Genomic DNA, 19,235 nt, shown 5'->3' with positions numbered 1-19,235 from the left:
CAGAATGACATGCCAGGGTTCTGCCATTCTTTGCTGTGCAATGAGGGCACTGCAAACAAGCGCGCTACTGATGCAGTAAGCGCTTTTCAAGCGGATTTCGTCAAAGTCAGGGCTGAATATCGTCACTTAAAACGGGGAGTTTTCCCAGGGGGAAACGCACAGATGGGAACAAACAGCTACATTGGCAAAACGATTGGCAACTATCGCATACTCGCCGAGCTTGGCAGCGGCTCCTTTGGAGTGGTCTATCGCTGCGAACATGTGTTTTTACAAAATCGCGTCGGGGCGATTAAACTGATGCACGCCTCTCACCTGGATGCGCAGGAGGAACGAGATAACTTTCTGCGAGAGGCGCGGCTGCTCGAAATGCTGAAACATCCTCATATCCTGCCGATTCTCGATGTTGGCATTCACGAGGGATTCCCTTACCTGGTGACCGAATACGCGCCGCCTGGCTCGCTGCGGGATCGCTTGCAGCGTATTGATCCGCGCCTGCTGCCAATGGAAGAGTCGCTGAAGATTCTCTCACAGATAGGGTTGGCATTAGATCACGCGCACGCGCAGAACATCATTCACCGCGACCTGAAGCCCGCCAACATTCTTTTCAATGCGCAAGGAGATGCCCTGCTTGCCGATTTCGGTATCGCTACAACGCTGGCCACGGCCTCGATTAAGTTCGTCGAGGCCAGCGGCTCACCGCCTTATATGGCGCCAGAACAATTTCAAGGTACGATCAGCAAAGAGAGCGATCAGTATGCGCTGGCATGTATCGCCTACGAATTACTGACCGGCCACCGTCCTTTCTCGGCGCCCGATCCTTTCACCCTGGGTTACAAGCATCTGACAGAGACACCTGTACCCCCGAAACAATATAACCCCGCCATTCCTGCTTACATTGAACAGGCCATTCTCAAGGCAATGGCCAAAGAGCGCATGGAGCGTTTCCCGAATGTAGCTGCATTCATCGCCGCTTTACGCCCCTTGCAGCTCTATCAACGCCCACCAGCCATGGAAGCGCGTCCCATTACCGGCGGTTCTACCGTCGTGGCCTCTCAATTCATGCCTACTCTCCCCAATAATGCCCCTGGCCTGGTTCCAGGAGGAATTCCCACGCCTGCGCCGGCTTCACAGTTCCCACCTTTGCCGTCAGGACCCATTTCCCGCAGCGAAGAGGTGATGTGGATGCAGTCAGGCCTCACTGTTCAGGCAACCGGCCCAGCGATGCCCACTCCAGTGCCTACACAAAGGGATATGCCGACCCTGCCCGCGCAACAATATGCAAACATGAACCCGCCGGCTCCCTATCCTGTAGCCTCGCCGCCAACCCCTCCACCTTTCACACAACCGGCCTACGGGCAGACTCCACCACCGCCTCCTGGGATACAGCCGGCTTATCGACAGGCCGCCGCGCCACCTTCATCTTTTCCAGCCCCGGCAAGCGCGGGTCAGATGCTCGGCCCAGGCGCTGGCCCTGCGCAAACAACAACACAACAGGCGCCACGGAAAAGAAGGCGCTGGCCGCTCGTGCTGGCAGCAATACTGGTGCTGTTGTTGATTTTAGGCCCCGGCGGGGTCGCGGCCTTCTACACCTTTGCCTATCCGGCGACCGCTACGGTGACGATCACCCCGCTTAACAGAGACCTGAAGAATACCTTTACGATTACCCAGGTGACAAAAAATCCAAATACTTCTCTCAATCAGGTTACCGGGGCGCGTCTGATCACTGCCACAAAGTCAAAGACAACCTCCGCTACAGCGACAGGAATAGCCCATACCTCAGCCACCGTGGCTTATGGGACGCTGGTGCTGGAAAACGACGACAGTTCCAACGGCTACATCTATTCCACAAATGTCGGACAAACCCTTACCAGCAATAATGGTATATCAGTGATTATCGACTCGTATGTGCAGGTATATCCGCAGAAGACGGGCACCTTCCGCGCCCATATGGTCAAAGCAGGAGCCAGTGGCAACATTGGCCCGCATGTTTTTTATTACTCATATAACGATGGTTACGGCGGTCTGAAAGTATACAACACACAATCGTTCGTTGGAGGTAAAGATGCCGGTACCTATACAGTCGTACAACAGGGCGATATCAATGGAGCCGCCAATCCACTCATGCCGTCAGTATTAGCCGAAGCGCAGCAAGCGTATGGGGCAGAGCTAAAAGCAGGAGAGCAGGAGGTCGGTGCGCCGAAATGTGGCTCCAAAGTGACGGCAGATAAAAACGTGGGGGATGCCGCCAGCACGTTCAACGTCACCGTTTCGTTCTCGTGCAGCGGCGAGGTATACGATCCCACAGCACCTGAAGCGGCGGCATCCGAAATGCTCAAAGCGCAGGCCAGCTCCGATCTTGACCCCAGCTATGTGCTTGCCGGCAATATACTCACCACCATCTTAAGCGTCAGCGTCACCAATGTGAAAACAGGCACACTCTCACTCGTTATCGCAACCGAGGGCATCTGGAATTTCAACTTCAGCACCACCCAGAAGCTGGCGCTGGCAAAGTTGATCGCGGGGAAATCGGTACAAGATGCGCAAGCAGTGCTGGCGCAGCAGAATGGCGTGAAGTCCGCGCTGGTAAACCTTGCCGGTACCTTCCTGTTCTGGAATAGCGTGCCAACCAATATCGATCATATCACGATCAGCATCAAGCAGGTAAGCGTGCCGGAGCCCCAGGTTTCACCTACCCCTGGGGCCAGCCCGGCGAATCAGCCTGCCACCGTCACAGCAACACCCTGATCCTGACTCTTTTGGAAACGTGATGCCGGAACTCGGTAAAAGTCGAGCATGCAAATCCTGATTTTGTCCTGATCTCATACAAGACATGGCCTGCTAGTGCTTGACTTTTATCGAGTCCTGTTAGGATACAAAATGAGTTGGTGACACCAGAAAATTGGCTATTGCTAAATCGTTGTAGTTTTGTTACAATAAACTCAATTTTCATGCACTGTTACTTGCATGCTCTGTAAAGATTCTGCATCACGAATAAAGGGGGATTTTATGAGTGATGATCATCAACTTCAGGTGGAGATCGGTAATTACCGTATTGTACGCGAAATCGATAGTGGCGCTTTTGGCCGCGTCTACCTGGCCCAGCACCTGCTACTCAAAAATCGCACGGTGGCCATCAAATTATTACACACTACGCGCTTAAGTTCACCGGAGGAACGCGAAAATTTCTTACGCGAGGCGCAATTTCTGGAAGTCCTCAAACACCCCTATATTCTCCCCATACTCGATGTGGGCATTCACGAGGGTTTCCCTTACCTGGTGGCGGAATATGCTCCTAACGGCTCACTTCGTGACAGGATCAAACGCTATGCTCCGCATCCTCTACCGGTACAGGAGACGCTGACAATCCTGACGCAGATCGGGCAAGCGCTCTATTACGCGCACCAGCAGCATATTATACATAGAGATATCAAGCCGGAAAATATTCTTTTCAATGCCAGAGGAGAGGCGCTATTGGCGGATTTTGGTGTGGCGACGATGATAGAGACAGCGAGCATCAAATTCGCCACGGTGATCGGTACGCCTTCTTACATGGCCCCCGAGCAGTTCCAGAATTCGATTTCGAAGGAGAGCGATCAATACGCGCTGGGATGCGTCGCCTATGAGTTGTTCACGGGGCAACGTCCATTTTCGGCACAAGATTTCTTCGCTATGGGGTTCAAACACATGCAGGAGGCGCCGATTCCACCATCAAAGCTGAATCCGCAGTTGCCTCAATTTGTTGAGGATGCTATTCTGCGGGCAATGGCGAAGCAGCGCACCGACCGTTTTCCTGATATCAAGGCTTTTATCACCGAATTGCATTTACCGACCAATTCTCAGGGACGCCTGCCCGCCATATCTGCCTCATACCCCACGGTTTCAGCTCCACTTCCCGCTGTACAGGCACCTCAGATGCCCAGCAGCCCTGCCGCGATGCAGTCTTCACAGGCTCCTACTGTCTCTTTACCTCACGCTAATACATCGTCGCAAAAACTCGCGGCGATGCCACCAGTGATTCCTGGAGATACCAGACAGCTCAGCACGGGGCCTCGCGAACAGCTGGCTTATCCCGTGAATCCAAACCCTGTAACCCCCTTTCCTCCCACATTGCTACCTGCACCAACGCGATTAGATTCAGACCCGGGTAAATCAAGCGGAGTTTTTCCCGCGGCTTCACCGGTATCCGGCAACTCGATGCCGCTACCTGTACCACAGTTTGCAGGGCCGGTGACATCTTCGGCCTACGAGGAAACATATGTGACACCGGTGCCCGCGAATCGGATTCCAAACAGCAATAACCGGCAAAACAAACCCCGCAGGTGGCTTATCATTCTGGCCGCGATCATCGCTATCCTGGTACTTATCCTGTCCGGCGTCTTCGGCTCACTGCTGATCTTCTTTCATCCAGCGCTTGCGATTAGCGGGAGCAATAAGGTGACGCCAGGCTCGACTCTCAAGGTGCTGGGCAACGGCTTTGTGCCGGGAACAGGTATCTCGCTTACCCTTGACGGTAGCACAAACCTTACCTCTATGGGAAGTGACGCGACAGGAGAAGCCTGGTACAGCGGCAGTGCTGGAGAACAGGCACAAGGCGCTGTCCCTACAGGATCGCAAAGCTATGCCTACAACAACCAGGCGGCCCTGGACGATCCGCTTAACAGTTCGCTTGTAGCCAGTAGCTCAGGCAGCTTCGCAATTACGATCTGGGTGAGCGATACGTGGGCAGTAGGAGTGCATATGTTAGATGCCTCGGCGGGCATCTGGAGCGCGCAGACTTCTTTCACGGTTGTACCCAGGGCCCCACAGATAACGATTAGTGAGAAGGTGCTGGATTTTGGCAAGGTGCCCATGGGAGTGCAACCGGCGCTCTCAATCGTGATCGGCAATAGCGGTGATGCAAGGCTGATCTGGTCTGCCGGGGCAGAGAATGCCCCATGGCTAAAGTTACAAAAAAATACGGGCATTATTGAGCCTAAAGCCCCGCAACAAACGATCAATGTCATAGCCGATACGCGTGCATTGAAAGAGGGCACATACGCGAGTATGCTGCATATCAGTTCTAACGGCGGGGATGCGCAGGTGCAGGTCAAATTACAGGTAGGGCCGCATCACAATGGAGCAGTGCTGGATGTCAACCCGGGCAGTATTGGTTTCGGCACGCTATTGACCAACCGGCAGAGTATGCAGCTCATCACGATTGGCAATGTGGGCAATCAGACGCTGAATTGGAGCGCCGACACAGGAGAATCCATCTGGCTGCATCTGACCAACAGCACGGGCACAGTGAAATCCGGCGACCTGCCACAGTCTACCTACGCGGTAGCCGATAGCACTAACCTGGTACCGGGGAACTATCTCGGCGCAATCACGATCCATTCCAATGGTGGAACTGCCAGCCTGAACGTTTCCTTGACCGTAACGGGGCCGACACAGCCGGGAATAACACCGACTCCAACAAGTTATCCAACGAGACCGCCGAATCCATCACCGACGCGCGGCCCATCGCCAACACCGACGCCGACGCACGCTCCGCCGCCGCCGACGCCTACTCCGACGCCCACTGAGACTCCGACTCCGACACCCACTCCGCCGTCGGTATCAGAGAGCCTTTATGTGCCTTTTACCTCGGGTGAAGCTGGCGTTCCTACCGTCAATGCGTATCATGGAACAGTAACAGTGCAAATCAGCGGTTATGGAGAGGCATACAATGTGCATGCCCTTTCGGATGCGTTCTACATCTTTACGAATGGCATGCAGACTCCTGTATCACCCTGGTACAGAAGTAGTCTTCCCACGTGGACACTCACTGTGAATGGTAATCCCGTCGATGGTTATCTCATCGACGGAAGACCCGGCTATAGTAGCTCCCACTATTATACATTCACGATGCAGGCTCCAGGAGGAATAATCTACTTCGGAGTCGGCGATCCCGATCCGAGCGATAACAGCGGAGGGTATTCCATCACCATTACACAGAATTAGCATTTTATGCTCTCAAACGAAGCAGGGGCTGAACTACGACGATTGTCATAGTTCAGTCCCTGCTTCGTTTTGTGACAAAGCTAGCCGGTGAATCCGACGACATCGGTGCCACCGAAGGCGGCGTTGTGGTTAAAGTCGAAGTACATGGGGCGTTCGGCGACGATGGTGCCGCTTTGCGCCTGGACAGAGAGCGAGACTTCGTAGCCGGCGCTGGGATTGGACTGCGCGATGGGGACCACGATGCTATTGATGTTAAGGGTAACACGCGTCTGGGGTCCGATGGTGACGATCTGTTGCGCGGTAATGCTGTGGGCAAGGTAGAGGGTGACGGCCACAGTCTCGCTGCTCGTGCTGGGGTTCTGCAAGGTCAGAAATTCGTTGAAGCCGCTGGCCGTAAACCCTTCGGCGAAGCTGTAGGATGTTTTGGCGGGGCCGGGTTCGCCGATGACATCGGTGCCGCCGGGGATGTTCTGGTTGAAGCGGAAGTACTCCTGGCGCTGGACGACGATGGGGGAGTCAGAAGTGACTTCTGCGGATAGCTCGGTGGTGCTTTGCGCGAAGCTGGCGGAAGCGGCATTGACGTCGAAGAAGTATTGCGACTGCGGCGGGACGGCTATGGTCGTGGGATAGACCTGTCCATTGCTGTATTCGAGAGTCACGGTGGCGTTTGCGGTGACGGTGGGGTCGAAGTTGGCTAGTACGAGGTATTCATGGAAGTTAGGACCGGTATAGCCTTCGGCGAAGAGCCAGTCATTTTCGGGCGAGGGGGTACCGACGACGGTAGCAGCGCCTGTGACAGGGCCGTTGATGTTGCCACGGGCAGTGGTGAAGTACATGGGGCGCTCTACGACGACGGGCTGGTCGGAATGCACGTACATGGCACAGGTACGGAAGATTCCGAGATTGATGGGGTTAGTAGTGCCACGCTGGCCGGGGGGAACGACGATGGTGGTGGTGCCGATCTGCCCGCCAGAGGCGATGTAGGTGACAGTGACGTTAGCGACCTTGCCACCGGGGGGATTGAGGATGGTGACGAAGCTGGAGTAGTTGCGCTCGGTTTCTATATCGGCGAAGTAGAAATCCTGGGCTAATTTTGTGGCGCCGAGAGCGTCGGTGCCACTGTTGATGCCGTGCCATGAGAAGTACATGGGACGCTCCGCTACGATGCCGACCTGGTTGACAGAGGTGACGACCATAGAGATGGAATAGCCCTGGCCGGCATAAGGGATATGGAGATCCAGATTGACGTTGACGGTGGCACGGCTCTGGGGTGGGACGCTATGCATGATAGCAGGGCCGGTTCGTCCCTCGAAGAGGTATTGCACGCGCACCTGAGCAGTCTGGAGGGGATCGGGATTTTCCAGGGTGAGAAATTCCTGGAAATCGCCGCCGACACGTCCTTCGGCAAAGTACCAGATGGTGCTGGTGGCAACGTTTTGCTGTGGAGCGCCCTGGGCAAGGATATTGAGGTTTTGGGATAATTTGTAGGCATCGAAGGAGCCTAGACCGGTGGTGAGGTCATAGGTGGTGGTGTCGGGATAGGCGCCGCCATCGCCAACGTAGTCGTTGCTGTTGACGCCGCCCTGGACGGGTACGACATCGTGGAAGGCGTCCGCGTAGGATGTGCCGGGCGCGCCATGGGCAATATCATAGAGGGCGGGGTTCAGAAAGCCCTGGAGGAAGCCGCCGGCTTTGATGGAGGCCTGATTGGCGAGCGCGACCATGGCGGCCCAGGCGGGAGCAGCTGCCGAGGTGCCACCGATGACCTGCCAACCGTGGCTTCCCGCGCATCCACCAACGCTGCAATAGATGTCGTAGCCAGTCTGCGGGTCGGCATCGAGAGCAACGTCGGGGACTTCACGATACCCATTGGTGTAGGCATTGGCGACGCCAGGCCCTTGCTGCCAGGAGGGCATCGGCCAGACCTGGCTGATGCCGCCGCCGCTGGCGCCATTTTTTATGGCACGGTCATTCCATACCTGCTCGGATTGAATGGTGTTATCGAAGTTGATACGCAGGGTGGTGCCACCTACGCCGGTGACATAGGGCTGCGAGGCAGGGTCGTCCACCGCGAGTTGCGTGTTCTGGCCGGTCCTGGGGTCGTAGCAACCCGATGCGCCGGAGTCGCCACTGGCGGCAAGGATGGTTTGCCCCTGGGCCGCGGCTGCCTGGAAGAAAATATTTTCCTGGGCGATTTCGGCAGACATACCGGGCGCCTCTTCACAGAAGACCCAGCTGGTGCTTACTACGGGTGTGACATCGCTGACGATACGGGCCCAGGCGTCGTTATAGGCAGCCAGCGAGCTTGCCGAGGCCTCATAGACGCGCAGGCTGGAAAGATGCGGGGCGAGTCCCAGCACAGTTTCGATGTCAAGTTCGACTTCGGCGGCATTCGCTCCCGCTGCTCCATTGTATCCATCGATGGGGATGGTCTTTATGAGGGTCTGTGTTCCGCCGAAGCAGGCGGTATAAGTGGCGATGTCTTTTGCTGAAAATCCATCGAGTTCAAGCAGGCCAACTGTTTGTCCTTCGCCGTGCGTGCCCGCGTTATAAAAGCCGTTAAAATCATAGGCGGTGGCAATTTGTTTGGGTACATAAGCGGTTGGGTAGGTAGGCGAACCGGGCTGCGGGCAAGTGGTGGATTGCCGGGACGTTTGTTTCTGGGCATTGGTATGCAAGAGAGCATTACCGGCAGTGATGGGCTGCCGCGAATACTGGATGGAATCGTCTAATCCACTTATCGAGGCGACGAAAGGCGCGACGTTGGCAGGAAGCGTGGGAGCGGCGGCGTTGGCATAAAATAGTTGTCCATTGTCGGCGCGATAATTATTGATCTGCACCTGAAATGCTGCTTCGGCCTGCGCTACGGTACCAACGGCGTCGACGAGCAGGTGATTGGAGTAGGTGGCGGTGATTTTGAAGCCATAGGAGCGCAGAAAGCCAGCAGCGGCGGCTTCGCTCTGGGGTAGTGGCGCATACAACGCGTCAAACGAGGCGGCGTTGAGATAGTGATGATAGTAGATGGACTGCGGGTCGGTGATCGCTTTCAGGTATGCGGCAAGATTATCGGTGTTACGCAATTTCAGGCCGAGCGCCACGGTGATTGGCTGGCTAGCGGGTGTTGAGGACGCGAACGTGCAATGTGTAGTCCCCTGACAAAGAGCGTTTGCCGAAGTGGCATTTGCCATGCTTACGCGCGGTATCACGGTGGTAGCATGCGTAAATGGCGAGATATAGAGGAATAATAGGGCGGCCACGATTATAAGGGACAATAGTGGTACTAACACTACCGGATAGATTGTACGTATTTTCATACTAAGCCTCTTTCACCTACCAGGGCGGATTTACAAATGTTGCCAAAAATGGTCAGAATGTTCTACCTGATTTGAACGCCATCTATGGGCTTTTCCGTGGATTTGGGAGTGAAGAAGCAGGGGAATAGTACTATTAGGGCGTACCCTGGTGGTGCCCTTCTCGCTCTCTCATGTCACTTTGCGCACAGCATCCAGGAGGTCGCGGACGTGAAAGGGCTTGACAATGACATGCTTGACAGGAGATTGGAACATATCTTGATCTTGCTGTTCAGTGGCGGCGGTAATAACAATGATGGCTGGCAAGGGATGTTTGGCCTCCCATTGCGCTCGTAAGCGCTTAATGAAGGCGTTGCCATTCATGCCGGGCATGGCGAGGTCAAGCAGGATGACGGAGGGATAGCGACCTTCACGAGCGGCATTATCGATCCAGGCCAGGGCTTCCAATCCCTCGGAAGCTTCCGCCGGTTCATAGCCATCCAGTTCGAGGGCCCAGGAGACCATATCGCGAATAGCAGGATTATCGTCCACGACCAGCACAATCGGCGCATGCCTGCCTGGATAATGCAATGGCTGTTTCATTCATCACATCCCGATTTCCCTCGCTCGCAGTATGTATGAGCGAGAGAAAAATGTTTATTTCTATTGCGCCGCATAAAAAACGTTGTTTAAAATGCGCTGCGCAAAAAACCGCCAATGGCCTGGAGAAATGCTTCTGGCTGCTCTAAATTCGAGAGATGACCCGCGTTCGGTATAGTGATAAATAGGGCGTTGGGAATCTTTGCCGCGTAGTCCCGCGCTACACCAGGCGGCGTCAAAGCATCCTGTTCGCCAACGACTACCAGCGTGGGGCAGGTAATACCCGGCAGTAGATCGGTTGAATCGACTCTCTGCGCCATGCCTCGCGAGGCGGCGGCGATGCCCCTGGGAGTTGCCGCGTTGATGAGTTGCCGCACGCGCAGTTCAACTTCGGGATGGTGCTGGCGTGTATAGTCCGAGATCAGGCGTGGCATTTGCATATCGGCGATAGCGCCGGTTCCCTGGGTTTCGGCAATGCGTGCCACATTCTCGCGATTGGCCCGCGCCTCTGGTGTATCGTCTCCGGGCCTTGTATCGGCCAGGATCAGTCCGGCCACGCGCTGCGGATATTTACGCAGAAACGCGAAAGCGGCATAGCCACCCATCGAAAGGCCGCAGAGGACGGCGGATTGCATTCCTAGCGTGTCCATTAACCCGGCAAGATAGTCCGCGAACAGCTCCATGGTCGAGATATCGGTGGCGATCTCGCTCTCACCGAAGCCCGGCCAATCCAGGGCGACGAGGCGGTAGCGTTCTTCTAGCAGCAATGCAGTCAATTCGCCTTCCCACATACTTCGATTTAGTGGAAATGCGTGCAAGAACAGCACCGGCAACCCTATGCCATGGTCGTCATAGGCTATATTGATGTCGTTAATGGTTGTCTTCATTTATCCCCTTTGTCGCGCCATCCGCCTGTTCGTGAGCATGGTATGAACTGCGCACAAACGGCCCCGATTCGACGTGACGGAAGCCCATCTTTTTGCCCTCGGCTTTAAGGGCCGCGAACTCTTCGAGCGGCACGTAGCGCTGGATGGGAAGGTGCTGGAACGATGGGCGCAGGTATTGCCCAATCGTCAGGATATCCACATCATGTTCGCGCAGGTCGTGCATGACTTCGATAATCTCATCCCAGGTCTCGCCGAGGCCGAGCATAAAGCCTGATTTTGTTGGAGCCGTTGGATTCATCTCCCTGGCCCATTTCAATACTTGTAGCGAGCGCTTGTAGATGGCTTGCGGGCGCACGCGTTTGTAGAGGCGGGGAATCGTCTCGACGTTGTGGTTATACACGTCAGGTCTGGCATCCATGACGACTTGCAGCGCCTCGTAGACGCCCTTGAAATCGGGTGTTAGCACCTCGACCCGGCAATCGGGATTCAGACGGCGAATCCAGCGAATGGTAGCGGCAAAAATGGCCGCGCCGCCATCCTTCAACTCGTCGCGATTGACGGAGGTCACAACCGCGTGGCGCAGGCCCATCTTCTGCACGGCTTCCGCGACGCGCTTCGGCTCCTCCCAATCCAACCCGATAGGTCTACCGGTTTCCACCGCGCAGAAGCCACAACTGCGCGTGCAGATGCGCCCAAGGATCATGAAGGTGGCCGTTTTATGGCCCCAACATTCACCGATATTCGGGCAGCGCGCCTCCTCACAGACGGTGTGCAACTCCTTGCTGCGCATCAACTGCCGCAGGTTTTCGTAATTTTCTCCTTTTGGCGGGCGTACCCTGAGCCATTCAGGGCGCCGTTCCGGAATCATGGTCGCCATAGTTGTTTTCCCTTTGGCCGATGAATCGGCGGTGTGTACGATCAATCGGCCCCTACATTTTCTACGTTACCGGCAGATGAATCGGCTCCTACATTTTCCAGGTTACCGGCAAATGTGCATTAATACACGTCGATTTCTCGCCCGTAACTTTGCAATTTGGTGCGCACTGCCTGTAAGAAACTCGCGGCACCCGCACCATCCAGAATGCGATGGTCGAAAGACAGGCACAGGTACATCATTGAGCGCACGGCAATGGCGTCATCCTCGATCACAACCGGTCGCTTGACTACTGCATCCATACTCAGAATGCCTGCATGCGGTTGATTGATAATCGGCACTGAGATAATTGTACCAAATGTGCCAGGATTATTCACAACAAACGTGCTGCCCTGCATGTCCTGTATGGTCAACTTGTTGGCGCGCGCGCGCTGGGCAATCGTCGCAACCTGCTTTGCCAGTCCCGCGATTGTATATTGATCGGCGTCATGAATGGTTGGAACGACCAGCCCCAGGTCGGTTGCGACGGCAATGCCGAGATTGATGCGCTTCTTGATGACGATCTTGTTGTCTTCCGTCCAGCTTGAGTTCATCAGTGGCACCTGGCGAATACCCTCGCATACGGCCTTCATGACGAACGGGACAAAACTGATGCCATAGCCCTCGCGCTTCTTAAATTCATCCTTATGCTTCTCTAGCCATTTAGCGATGTTGGTCATATCGACTTCGACCACCGTAGTGGCATGTGGTGCCGTGCGCTTGCTACGTACCATGTGTTCGGCGATTGCCAGTCGCATGCGGCTCGGCGTTACAATCTCTTCACCCTCACCGGCTACCGTTGGAGCAGGAGGAGCGACCGGGGCAGGCTCTGGCTTCATGGATGGCGCTGCCGGTACAGCAGGTGGCGGAGGTGTAGGAGCCGCAGGCCGGGTGGGTGCAGCCGTCTGGGTTGCAGCAGCAGCGGCGGTGACAGGCTCGCGCTGGGGCCGTGCCGCGATGTATGCCAGAATATCATCTCTACGCACGCGCCCGCCAATGCCCGTTCCCTGGATGGCATTCAGGTCGATATCATGCTCGCGCGCCAATCGCCGTGCCAGGGGTGAGATACGTTGCCGCTCCTCCTCGCCTATACGTTCTGGACGTGCCTGCCGCGGTGTTGCGCTTGCTCCATTACCACTGGCGGTAGCGGCAGTCTGTTGCTCCATCACCGGTGTGGCCGCCTGATTGGGAGTCTCCACGGGAGCCGCGTCAGGTCCTGGAGCAGCTTCAGCCGGTGGAGAAGCCGCGACATCGGCATTTTCTTCGATGAGTGCGATATCGGCCCCTACAGGCACCGTCTCGTCGGCCTTGACGAGAATCTTCGTCAACCGGCCCGCAACGGGCGAGGGCAATTCGGCGTTGATCTTATCGGTAATAATTTCCGCCAGTGACTCATCGCGCTCTACCCAATCGCCCTCTTTTTTCAACCAGTTTGCTACTGTTCCTTCAGCCACCGATTCACCCAATCGTGGCATTTTCACCGGTGTTGCCATCTTTTATGACTCCTTTGTCAGTTATGAGCATAAAAATAATCATGTTAATAGCGCGCTTACCAGCTCCAGCCGACCTCAAGGGTACGCCCTTACTAATACGCTGCCAGTTTCCGCGCCGCGTCGAGAATTTTCTCCTCGTCGGGTAAGTATGCGTCCTCCAGGGGAGGTGCGTAGGGAAACGGCGCGTCGGGCGCGGCTACGCGCGTAATCGGGCCATCCAGGTACTCGAATAGATCCTCGGCCAGGATGGCGGCCAGTTCGGCTCCGATACCGCCGGTTAGCGTATCCTCATGCACAATCAGTACCTTGTTCGTGCGCTTCACCGACTCCAGGATGGCCTCGCGGTCGAGCGGCGCCAGGCTGCGCAGGTCAAGCACCTCGACCTCCAGATCATCCTCTTCTTCCAGGGTCTGCGCCGCCCTCAGAGACTGGTGTACCATTGCTCCGTAGGTCAGGATGGTCATATCCTGCCCTTCGCGGCGCACGAGGGCCTTGCCTATCGGCACAACGTAGTCCTCGGCGGGCAGTTCCTCGCGCAATTCTGGCATGCGATAGAGCAATTTATGTTCGAGGTACAGCACGGGATTATTGTCGCGAATGGCGGCTTTCAACAGCCCCTTGGCATCATAGGCCGTCGCGGGCACGACTACCTTGATTCCTGGCGTATGAAAAAACCAGGCCTCCGGGCTCGCGGAATGGAAAGGGCCGCCTTTCGTGCCACCGCCGGAGGGACCACGAATGACTACCGGCACGGGCATACCGGAGCGCCAGTACATCTTACTCGCCATGTTGATGATCTGGTCGAAGCCACTGGCGATGAAGTCGATGAACTGCATCTCGGCGATGGGCCGCATACCCATCAAGGCTGCCCCAACCGCGGAACCAATAATAGCGGCCTCCGACATCGGGGTATCAATAACGCGCTCCGGCCCGAATTCTTCGAGGAAACCTGCGCTGACCTTGAACGCGCCACCATAGGTGCCTACATCCTCTCCAAGCAGGAAAACGGCCTCGTCGCGCCGCATCTCTTCGCGAATGGCCTGGCTGATAGCTTCCAGGTACGTCACTTCACTCATCTCCGTCCAACCTCCTCGGGTATAGTTTCCGGCGCATGCAGCTGCGCCGGGGCATTCGAGACGGCGGTAAAAGGTTCGCCTGTGCGTGTATCTATTGCATTGACATAACGCGGATCATTGGCTCCAGGCTCGCCGATAATGGCAATTGGTCCATCGGGAGCAAAGATATAATCGGCAACCGTCGCAGGATCCGGCGCCGGACTCTCTTCCGCGAAATGTACAGCATCACCGACCACTGCCTTGACTGTTTGCTCGATTTCGGCCTTGTTTTCCGCGGTCAAGATACCCTGCTCGCTCAAATAGTGTTCGAAACGCAGGATGGGATCTTTTTTCAGCCATTCGGCGAGGAGTTCTTTGGGAACGTAGTCGGCCTTATCTGCTTCGGAGTGCCCGCGCACGCGAAACGTTTTGCATTCCAGGAGCGCCGGGCCTTTGCCGCTTCTGACATGTTCTATGGCTCGCCCGACCGCCTCCATTACCGCCAGCACATCGTTGCCATCGACCGTCTCGCCCGGTATGCCATAGGCCACCGCGCGATCCGAAAGATTCTCAATGGCAAATTCCTTATTATTGGGTGTGGAGTAGGCATAGCCGTTATTTTCGATGAGGAAGACGATGGGCAGTTTCTGCACCGACGCAAAATTCAGGGCCTCGTGGAATGGGCCAGTATTGGCCGCTCCATCTCCGAATCCGGCCAGCACAATCGTCGAACGCTTGCGCATTTTCATGGTAAGGCCGATGCCGCATGCGACTGGCAGCGATTCGCCCAGCATGCTGATGCTGGGAGCAATGCCATGTTGGATATCGCCGATGTGCAGTTGCCCATCGCGTCCTAACGTGGGAGAGTTGCCACGCGCCAGCCACTGGCACATTACGGCGCGGGGAGATGTTCCGCGCACCAGGTGCATGCCGAGGTCGCGATGCTGGGGCACAATAAAGTCATCTTTCTCCAGCATCATCGCCGCACCCACGGTCGTGGCCTCGTGCCCCTGCGCGGTATACACGCCGCCCACGACCCGCCCCTGCAAAAATAATGTTCTCGTGCGGTCTTCCATAGCCCGCGTGAGGCGCATAAAATAGTAGACTTGCAGGAGATCTTCCCGCCCCAATCCCATAATGTTCCTTCCTTTTCTGATGTTTATCTGCACGCTGCCCGATCATAGTTTGACAACAGTGTCATCGACGGGCCGCGCAACTGATTCTTAGTGAGTTGTTCTGCGTTCATGCTAGCACGCGGAGAGAAAGGGTGTCAAGTGAGGCGGTGGCAAGCGGGGGCTATAAGGAAGTCGAACATGGAGAGATGTAGACCACGCAACGCCAGCAACCTTTTCATGTGCCAGGAGTTGCATCATATGTTAAAGATGAAAGTTGCTACGTTGACGCGCAACTGTTTTTTCGCTTGCTTTTTCCCTTGACATGTAGCTCTTGCCTATTATATACTTGTGCTTAGGGGGTACGTTTCATACCTTTCAGTACTATTTTTTCGCTCCCGCTGATCTTGATCCTCGTGCTCAAGGGAAATGGAGATATGCTATGTCGCCTCTTTTTTCTCCTCGCGACTTCTCCTGCTCGCATCGCTCTTTCCTTTTCTCCTCGCAAAAACGCGTGTTTTTCACCGGTCTCTTGCTTTGCTTGGTGCTCTTGAGTGGCGTGCTTGCGCCGCTGGCGGCACTCGCGCCTTCTTCGGTGTATGCAGCAGGAAAAGGTAATCCGAATCCTCCCATCACACCACCGGGATGGCTCAAACCACAGCGGCATATCACGCCTCCGCTTCCCTATACCTATGTCAAGCCTGATTCGCACTATCGCTATAGTTCACCGCCGCATTCCTGGCCGGTCACGATGACACCCGCTTCACTGAGCCTTACTCCGAACGCACTGCACTTTCTCAGCAATGATGGGCGCCTGGGGGTGGATGTGCTTGCCGGTACCATTGATGCGGCTGCGTTGCAGCAAGCGGGAGGCAGTATTACCCTCAAGATTACACAACTACTGCCGGGTTCAGGCGGGACGTATAGTGATCATATTATTTTTAGCACCTATCAAATGCAATTGCTGGCCGCCGATGGGTCTGCCCTCACGCAGTTGGTACTGTTGCACCCCATCACATTTTCCTATCACCTGCTCTCCAGTCAGGATGCCCTGGTGTGGCAAGGGCAACAGGTGTATGCGTTCCTGCGCGGCGGCGATGCCTCGACCTTGCTGCCTGGCACTCCGCCGACGGTTCCCGCCAACCAGGAACCTTCCACGACTACCCGGCTCCTGGTTGCTACCTCCGATCATAGCGGACTCACCTGGAGCGTCAACAGCGATCTGACCATTCCAGCACAAACGCCTCAAGAGCAGCCAGCACCCTCGCATGGGAGGGTCTCGCAGCAAGATGATTCTCCCTCGCCCTTTGCTGTGGCTCCCAATACGATTACGTTTGGCACGCAAACGCCCCAGGCGCTGTGGGGCACACCGCAGGACTCGCAGGTCGATTTGAACTCCGGCGGACTAACCTACAACTATCCGCTTGATCTGCCACCCGGCCCCGGGGGGCTGGTGCCACCGCTGGCGCTCAACTATGCCAGCGGCTCCGTCGATGAAAGCCATAACCTGCAGGCTACTGCTCCCTGGGTGGGGCAGGGCTGGAACCTTTCGCTCGGCTCCATTACCTGGAGCCAGGAGAATGTCACGCCCGGTGGCACGAATCATCTTGAGAATGTCTGGCAATTCAATGACCCCAGCGGCATCAGCGGGCAATTGATCCCGCCCAACCTGAGCGCTTCGACGATCCAGCCCTACTCGCCCCCGCTGGGCACCAATCCTCTCTGGTTTACGACGCCTACTAATCACGCGAAAGTGGAGGAGGTAGACGGCGGCGGCTGGCCCTGCTGGCGGGCCTATTTCCCCAATGGCATCATGGAGGAGTTCGGCTGCAACAACGCAGATGGCTCCGTCCAGAGCTTTAAAGTCAACGGCGTCTGGGAACAATATCGTTGGGACCTGGATTTGATCGTGGATCGCTATGGTAACCAGATTCACTTTAACTATCAACGCATCACCAACCCGAACTGGATTCAGGATGCGGTCCTCTCTGATATTGAATACGACGATCCCAATTGTCACCAGCAGACGGCCTGCAGTAGTTGGCACCCGCAAGTCAAGCTCATCTTTGATGCCAGTACCGTCGTCCAGCATCTCCTCAACTCCAACTGTAACGGCTGGAATAGCACGCAATTTCGCTGCGATAACCCGGTGGACGTGGGTGGTATTCCGGTGCCGGAGGTGATGAACTCGTTTGTCCTCAACGATCTAAAGGTGCAGGTGCAGGGCAACCTGTTGCGCGAGTATCATTTCTACTATACGCAGACGGGTCCGCAGACGATTACCGACCCGTACTCAGGGCAAGCAGAGAGCATGGCCGGTTATCTGAATCTCAATCGCATTCAGATCAATGGCGTCAATGATACGCCGCTCAATGCGCCGACCGTCAACCTGACCTACGCCGTCAACCACCTGCACTACTTCGATCTCTGGTACTATGCCACCCCAACTACCAATTGCAGTCCCGATAGCTGGGCACCGAGAGATGGCAACAGTGCTTGCTACTTGTGGTCACGCACCGTCTATTCGTGGTATCTGACCAATATTGATAATGGACGCGGCTGGAACGAGACGATCAGCTGGACGGAGGGCCATAATAACACGCATGGGGTCGATAGCGGGGCCATCGATGATCCGGCCAACTGTAACGCAGGCCGCAATTCCACCAACCGCTGTGGCAAGGCGGACGACAAAAACTGGAGTCACTACATGGTGACCCAGCGGCAGACGGTCTCCAATGGCGAGACCTCCACCTGGACGTATCACTACGGATTGGTCAAAGGCCTGGCCTCCAATTATGTGGGAGCCATCTGTGACGAATGTAATCAAGGCTTTACCTGGGGCAATCAAAACGATAATGACCAGGCCGACTATTACAATGGCCTGTTTACCAGCTATGCCTTTGCACAGGTGATCCAGCCCGACGGCTCCTACCAGGATCATTACTACAATACTACCACTGGTTGGGGAATAGCCTATAGTAATATCACCTGCTATATTCAATCCTGCCAGGTCGCGCCCTATTTTATGAATTACAACGGTTCCACGGCAACAGCCCTGGCCGGTCATGAATTGCACGAGCTGGATTACGGCAGCGATGGTTCTATGCTGCGCCAGCTGTACTGGACGTCGGAACCTGATTGCCAACCGACCGGCTTCCCCAAAAGTGGTGGTGGCCCCCCAATAATCCTGGCGATAACTACCTGATCAGCCAGTTAGATCAGAACAATCCGGTGGTGGCCTGCGACCCGCGCGTGGATCAGGAAGATACCTACCTGATGGATGGCGTCACGGACATCCATGATCCGCGCGTTGTGCATACCCAGGTAAACTCTACCTACGATGGCGATGACCAGGGCGTGACTCCCTATGACTATGGCAATATCAGCGATACCAGCACCAGCGGCGCGGACCTGGGCACCGGCGTCTATGTCGATGCACACGATACCACCTATCCGCATGATAATATCGATGGAGGCATCTTCCTGACCGACCTGCCTGCCGTGAGCCAGGTGCGCAACGGCAGCGGCACGCCGTCCAGTTGCAGCCAGTTCGTCTATGGCAACCTCTCGCAATACAACACCTCGCCCGACGTGCCTGGCATCACCCAGGCACAGACGCATACCGTTGGGGGAACGAGCGGCTGTGCCGATAGCAGTAATCTGATCACCGTCTTGCATAGTTATGATACATCGGGCAACCTGGTCAGCAGCACCGATGGCGATACGCACCTGGGCTGTACGATTGGCTCCTCGTCCTACAGTGCCTGTGCCACCTATGACGCCTCGACCTATGATACGCACATCGTTGGCGCGGCCAACGCCCTCAATCAGCAGGCCGGTTCGGTCTATGATCCTGGCAGCGCGGGCGGCTTCGGTCAATGGCTGACGTCGCTCACCGATGTC

11 protein-coding genes are annotated in these 19,235 nt (G+C 55.9%); 4 read left to right on the top strand and 7 right to left on the bottom strand.

Translation table 11 applies throughout. The features are described from left to right. Nucleotides 1–162: 162 nt before the first annotated feature. Together VFA09_07705 and VFA09_07700 are read left to right on the top strand one after the other, a co-directional pair. Nucleotides 163–2,745, top strand: coding sequence for a protein kinase (locus tag VFA09_07705; protein HZU67147.1), 2,583 nt, complete (start codon nucleotides 163–165; stop codon nucleotides 2,743–2,745). 261 nt (nucleotides 2,746–3,006) lie between these two features. Continuing rightward, on the top strand, nucleotides 3,007–5,982 hold the full coding sequence (locus VFA09_07700; protein HZU67146.1) for a protein kinase: 2,976 nt from the start codon (nucleotides 3,007–3,009) through the stop codon (nucleotides 5,980–5,982). An 80-nt stretch (nucleotides 5,983–6,062) separates the two neighbouring features. On the opposite strand, the gene VFA09_07695 is transcribed toward VFA09_07700, so the two are convergent. The 7 genes from VFA09_07695 to VFA09_07665 form a co-directional block, all read right to left on the bottom strand. After that, nucleotides 6,063–9,296: a S53 family peptidase gene (locus VFA09_07695; GenBank protein ID HZU67145.1), complete on the bottom strand. Its 3,234-nt coding sequence runs from the start codon at nucleotides 9,294–9,296 to the stop codon at nucleotides 6,063–6,065. Between the two features lie 168 nt (nucleotides 9,297–9,464). Beyond that, complete coding sequence (locus VFA09_07690; protein HZU67144.1) at nucleotides 9,465–9,875, bottom strand: response regulator; 411 nt, start codon at nucleotides 9,873–9,875, stop codon at nucleotides 9,465–9,467. 86 nt (nucleotides 9,876–9,961) lie between these two features. Further along, a complete protein-coding gene (locus tag VFA09_07685) occupies nucleotides 9,962–10,759 on the bottom strand; it encodes an alpha/beta fold hydrolase (protein HZU67143.1) in 798 nt (265 codons plus the stop codon). Further along, the gene (gene lipA, locus VFA09_07680) at nucleotides 10,743–11,636 is read right to left on the bottom strand and encodes a lipoyl synthase (GenBank protein HZU67142.1); all 894 of its coding nucleotides are present in this window, start codon (nucleotides 11,634–11,636) and stop codon (nucleotides 10,743–10,745) included. The genes VFA09_07685 and lipA overlap by 17 nt, the downstream gene beginning before the upstream one ends. Before the next feature lie 119 nt (nucleotides 11,637–11,755). Next, on the bottom strand, nucleotides 11,756–13,165 hold the full coding sequence (locus VFA09_07675; GenBank protein ID HZU67141.1) for a dihydrolipoamide acetyltransferase family protein: 1,410 nt from the start codon (nucleotides 13,163–13,165) through the stop codon (nucleotides 11,756–11,758). Nucleotides 13,166–13,257: 92 nt separating this feature from the next. After that, nucleotides 13,258–14,241 (bottom strand): alpha-ketoacid dehydrogenase subunit beta, encoded by a 984-nt coding sequence (locus tag VFA09_07670; GenBank protein HZU67140.1) that lies wholly within the window; start codon nucleotides 14,239–14,241, stop codon nucleotides 13,258–13,260. Further along, nucleotides 14,238–15,356, bottom strand: a complete 1,119-nt coding sequence (locus VFA09_07665; GenBank protein HZU67139.1) for a thiamine pyrophosphate-dependent dehydrogenase E1 component subunit alpha — start codon at nucleotides 15,354–15,356, stop codon at nucleotides 14,238–14,240. The genes VFA09_07670 and VFA09_07665 overlap by 4 nt, the downstream gene beginning before the upstream one ends. A 418-nt stretch (nucleotides 15,357–15,774) precedes the next feature. Here VFA09_07665 and VFA09_07660 point away from each other — a divergent pair, with 418 nt between their 5' ends. Beyond that, entirely contained in the window at nucleotides 15,775–18,537 is a 2,763-nt protein-coding gene (locus VFA09_07660; protein HZU67138.1) for a hypothetical protein, read from the top strand. Continuing rightward, the coding region (locus VFA09_07655) for a hypothetical protein (protein HZU67137.1) at nucleotides 18,471–19,235 on the top strand (765 nt) is incomplete at its 3' end. The genes VFA09_07660 and VFA09_07655, both read left to right, overlap by 67 nt.

Source organism: Ktedonobacteraceae bacterium, assembly GCA_035653615.1.
GTDB lineage: Bacteria > Chloroflexota > Ktedonobacteria > Ktedonobacterales > Ktedonobacteraceae > DASRBN01.
This window is presented reverse-complemented; position numbering and strand designations above follow the sequence as displayed.

Coding starts and splice junctions, on each gene's coding strand:
- VFA09_07685 (HZU67143.1), bottom strand. CDS start 10,759: ATGAAGACAACCATTAACGACATCAATATAGCCTATGACGACCATGGC.
- VFA09_07675 (HZU67141.1), bottom strand. CDS start 13,165: ATGGCAACACCGGTGAAAATGCCACGATTGGGTGAATCGGTGGCTGAA.
- VFA09_07705 (HZU67147.1), top strand. CDS start 163: ATGGGAACAAACAGCTACATTGGCAAAACGATTGGCAACTATCGCATA.
- VFA09_07700 (HZU67146.1), top strand. CDS start 3,007: ATGAGTGATGATCATCAACTTCAGGTGGAGATCGGTAATTACCGTATT.
- VFA09_07695 (HZU67145.1), bottom strand. CDS start 9,296: ATGAAAATACGTACAATCTATCCGGTAGTGTTAGTACCACTATTGTCC.
- VFA09_07665 (HZU67139.1), bottom strand. CDS start 15,356: ATGGGATTGGGGCGGGAAGATCTCCTGCAAGTCTACTATTTTATGCGC.
- lipA (HZU67142.1), bottom strand. CDS start 11,636: ATGGCGACCATGATTCCGGAACGGCGCCCTGAATGGCTCAGGGTACGC.
- VFA09_07660 (HZU67138.1), top strand. CDS start 15,775: ATGTCGCCTCTTTTTTCTCCTCGCGACTTCTCCTGCTCGCATCGCTCT.
- VFA09_07690 (HZU67144.1), bottom strand. CDS start 9,875: ATGAAACAGCCATTGCATTATCCAGGCAGGCATGCGCCGATTGTGCTG.
- VFA09_07670 (HZU67140.1), bottom strand. CDS start 14,241: ATGAGTGAAGTGACGTACCTGGAAGCTATCAGCCAGGCCATTCGCGAA.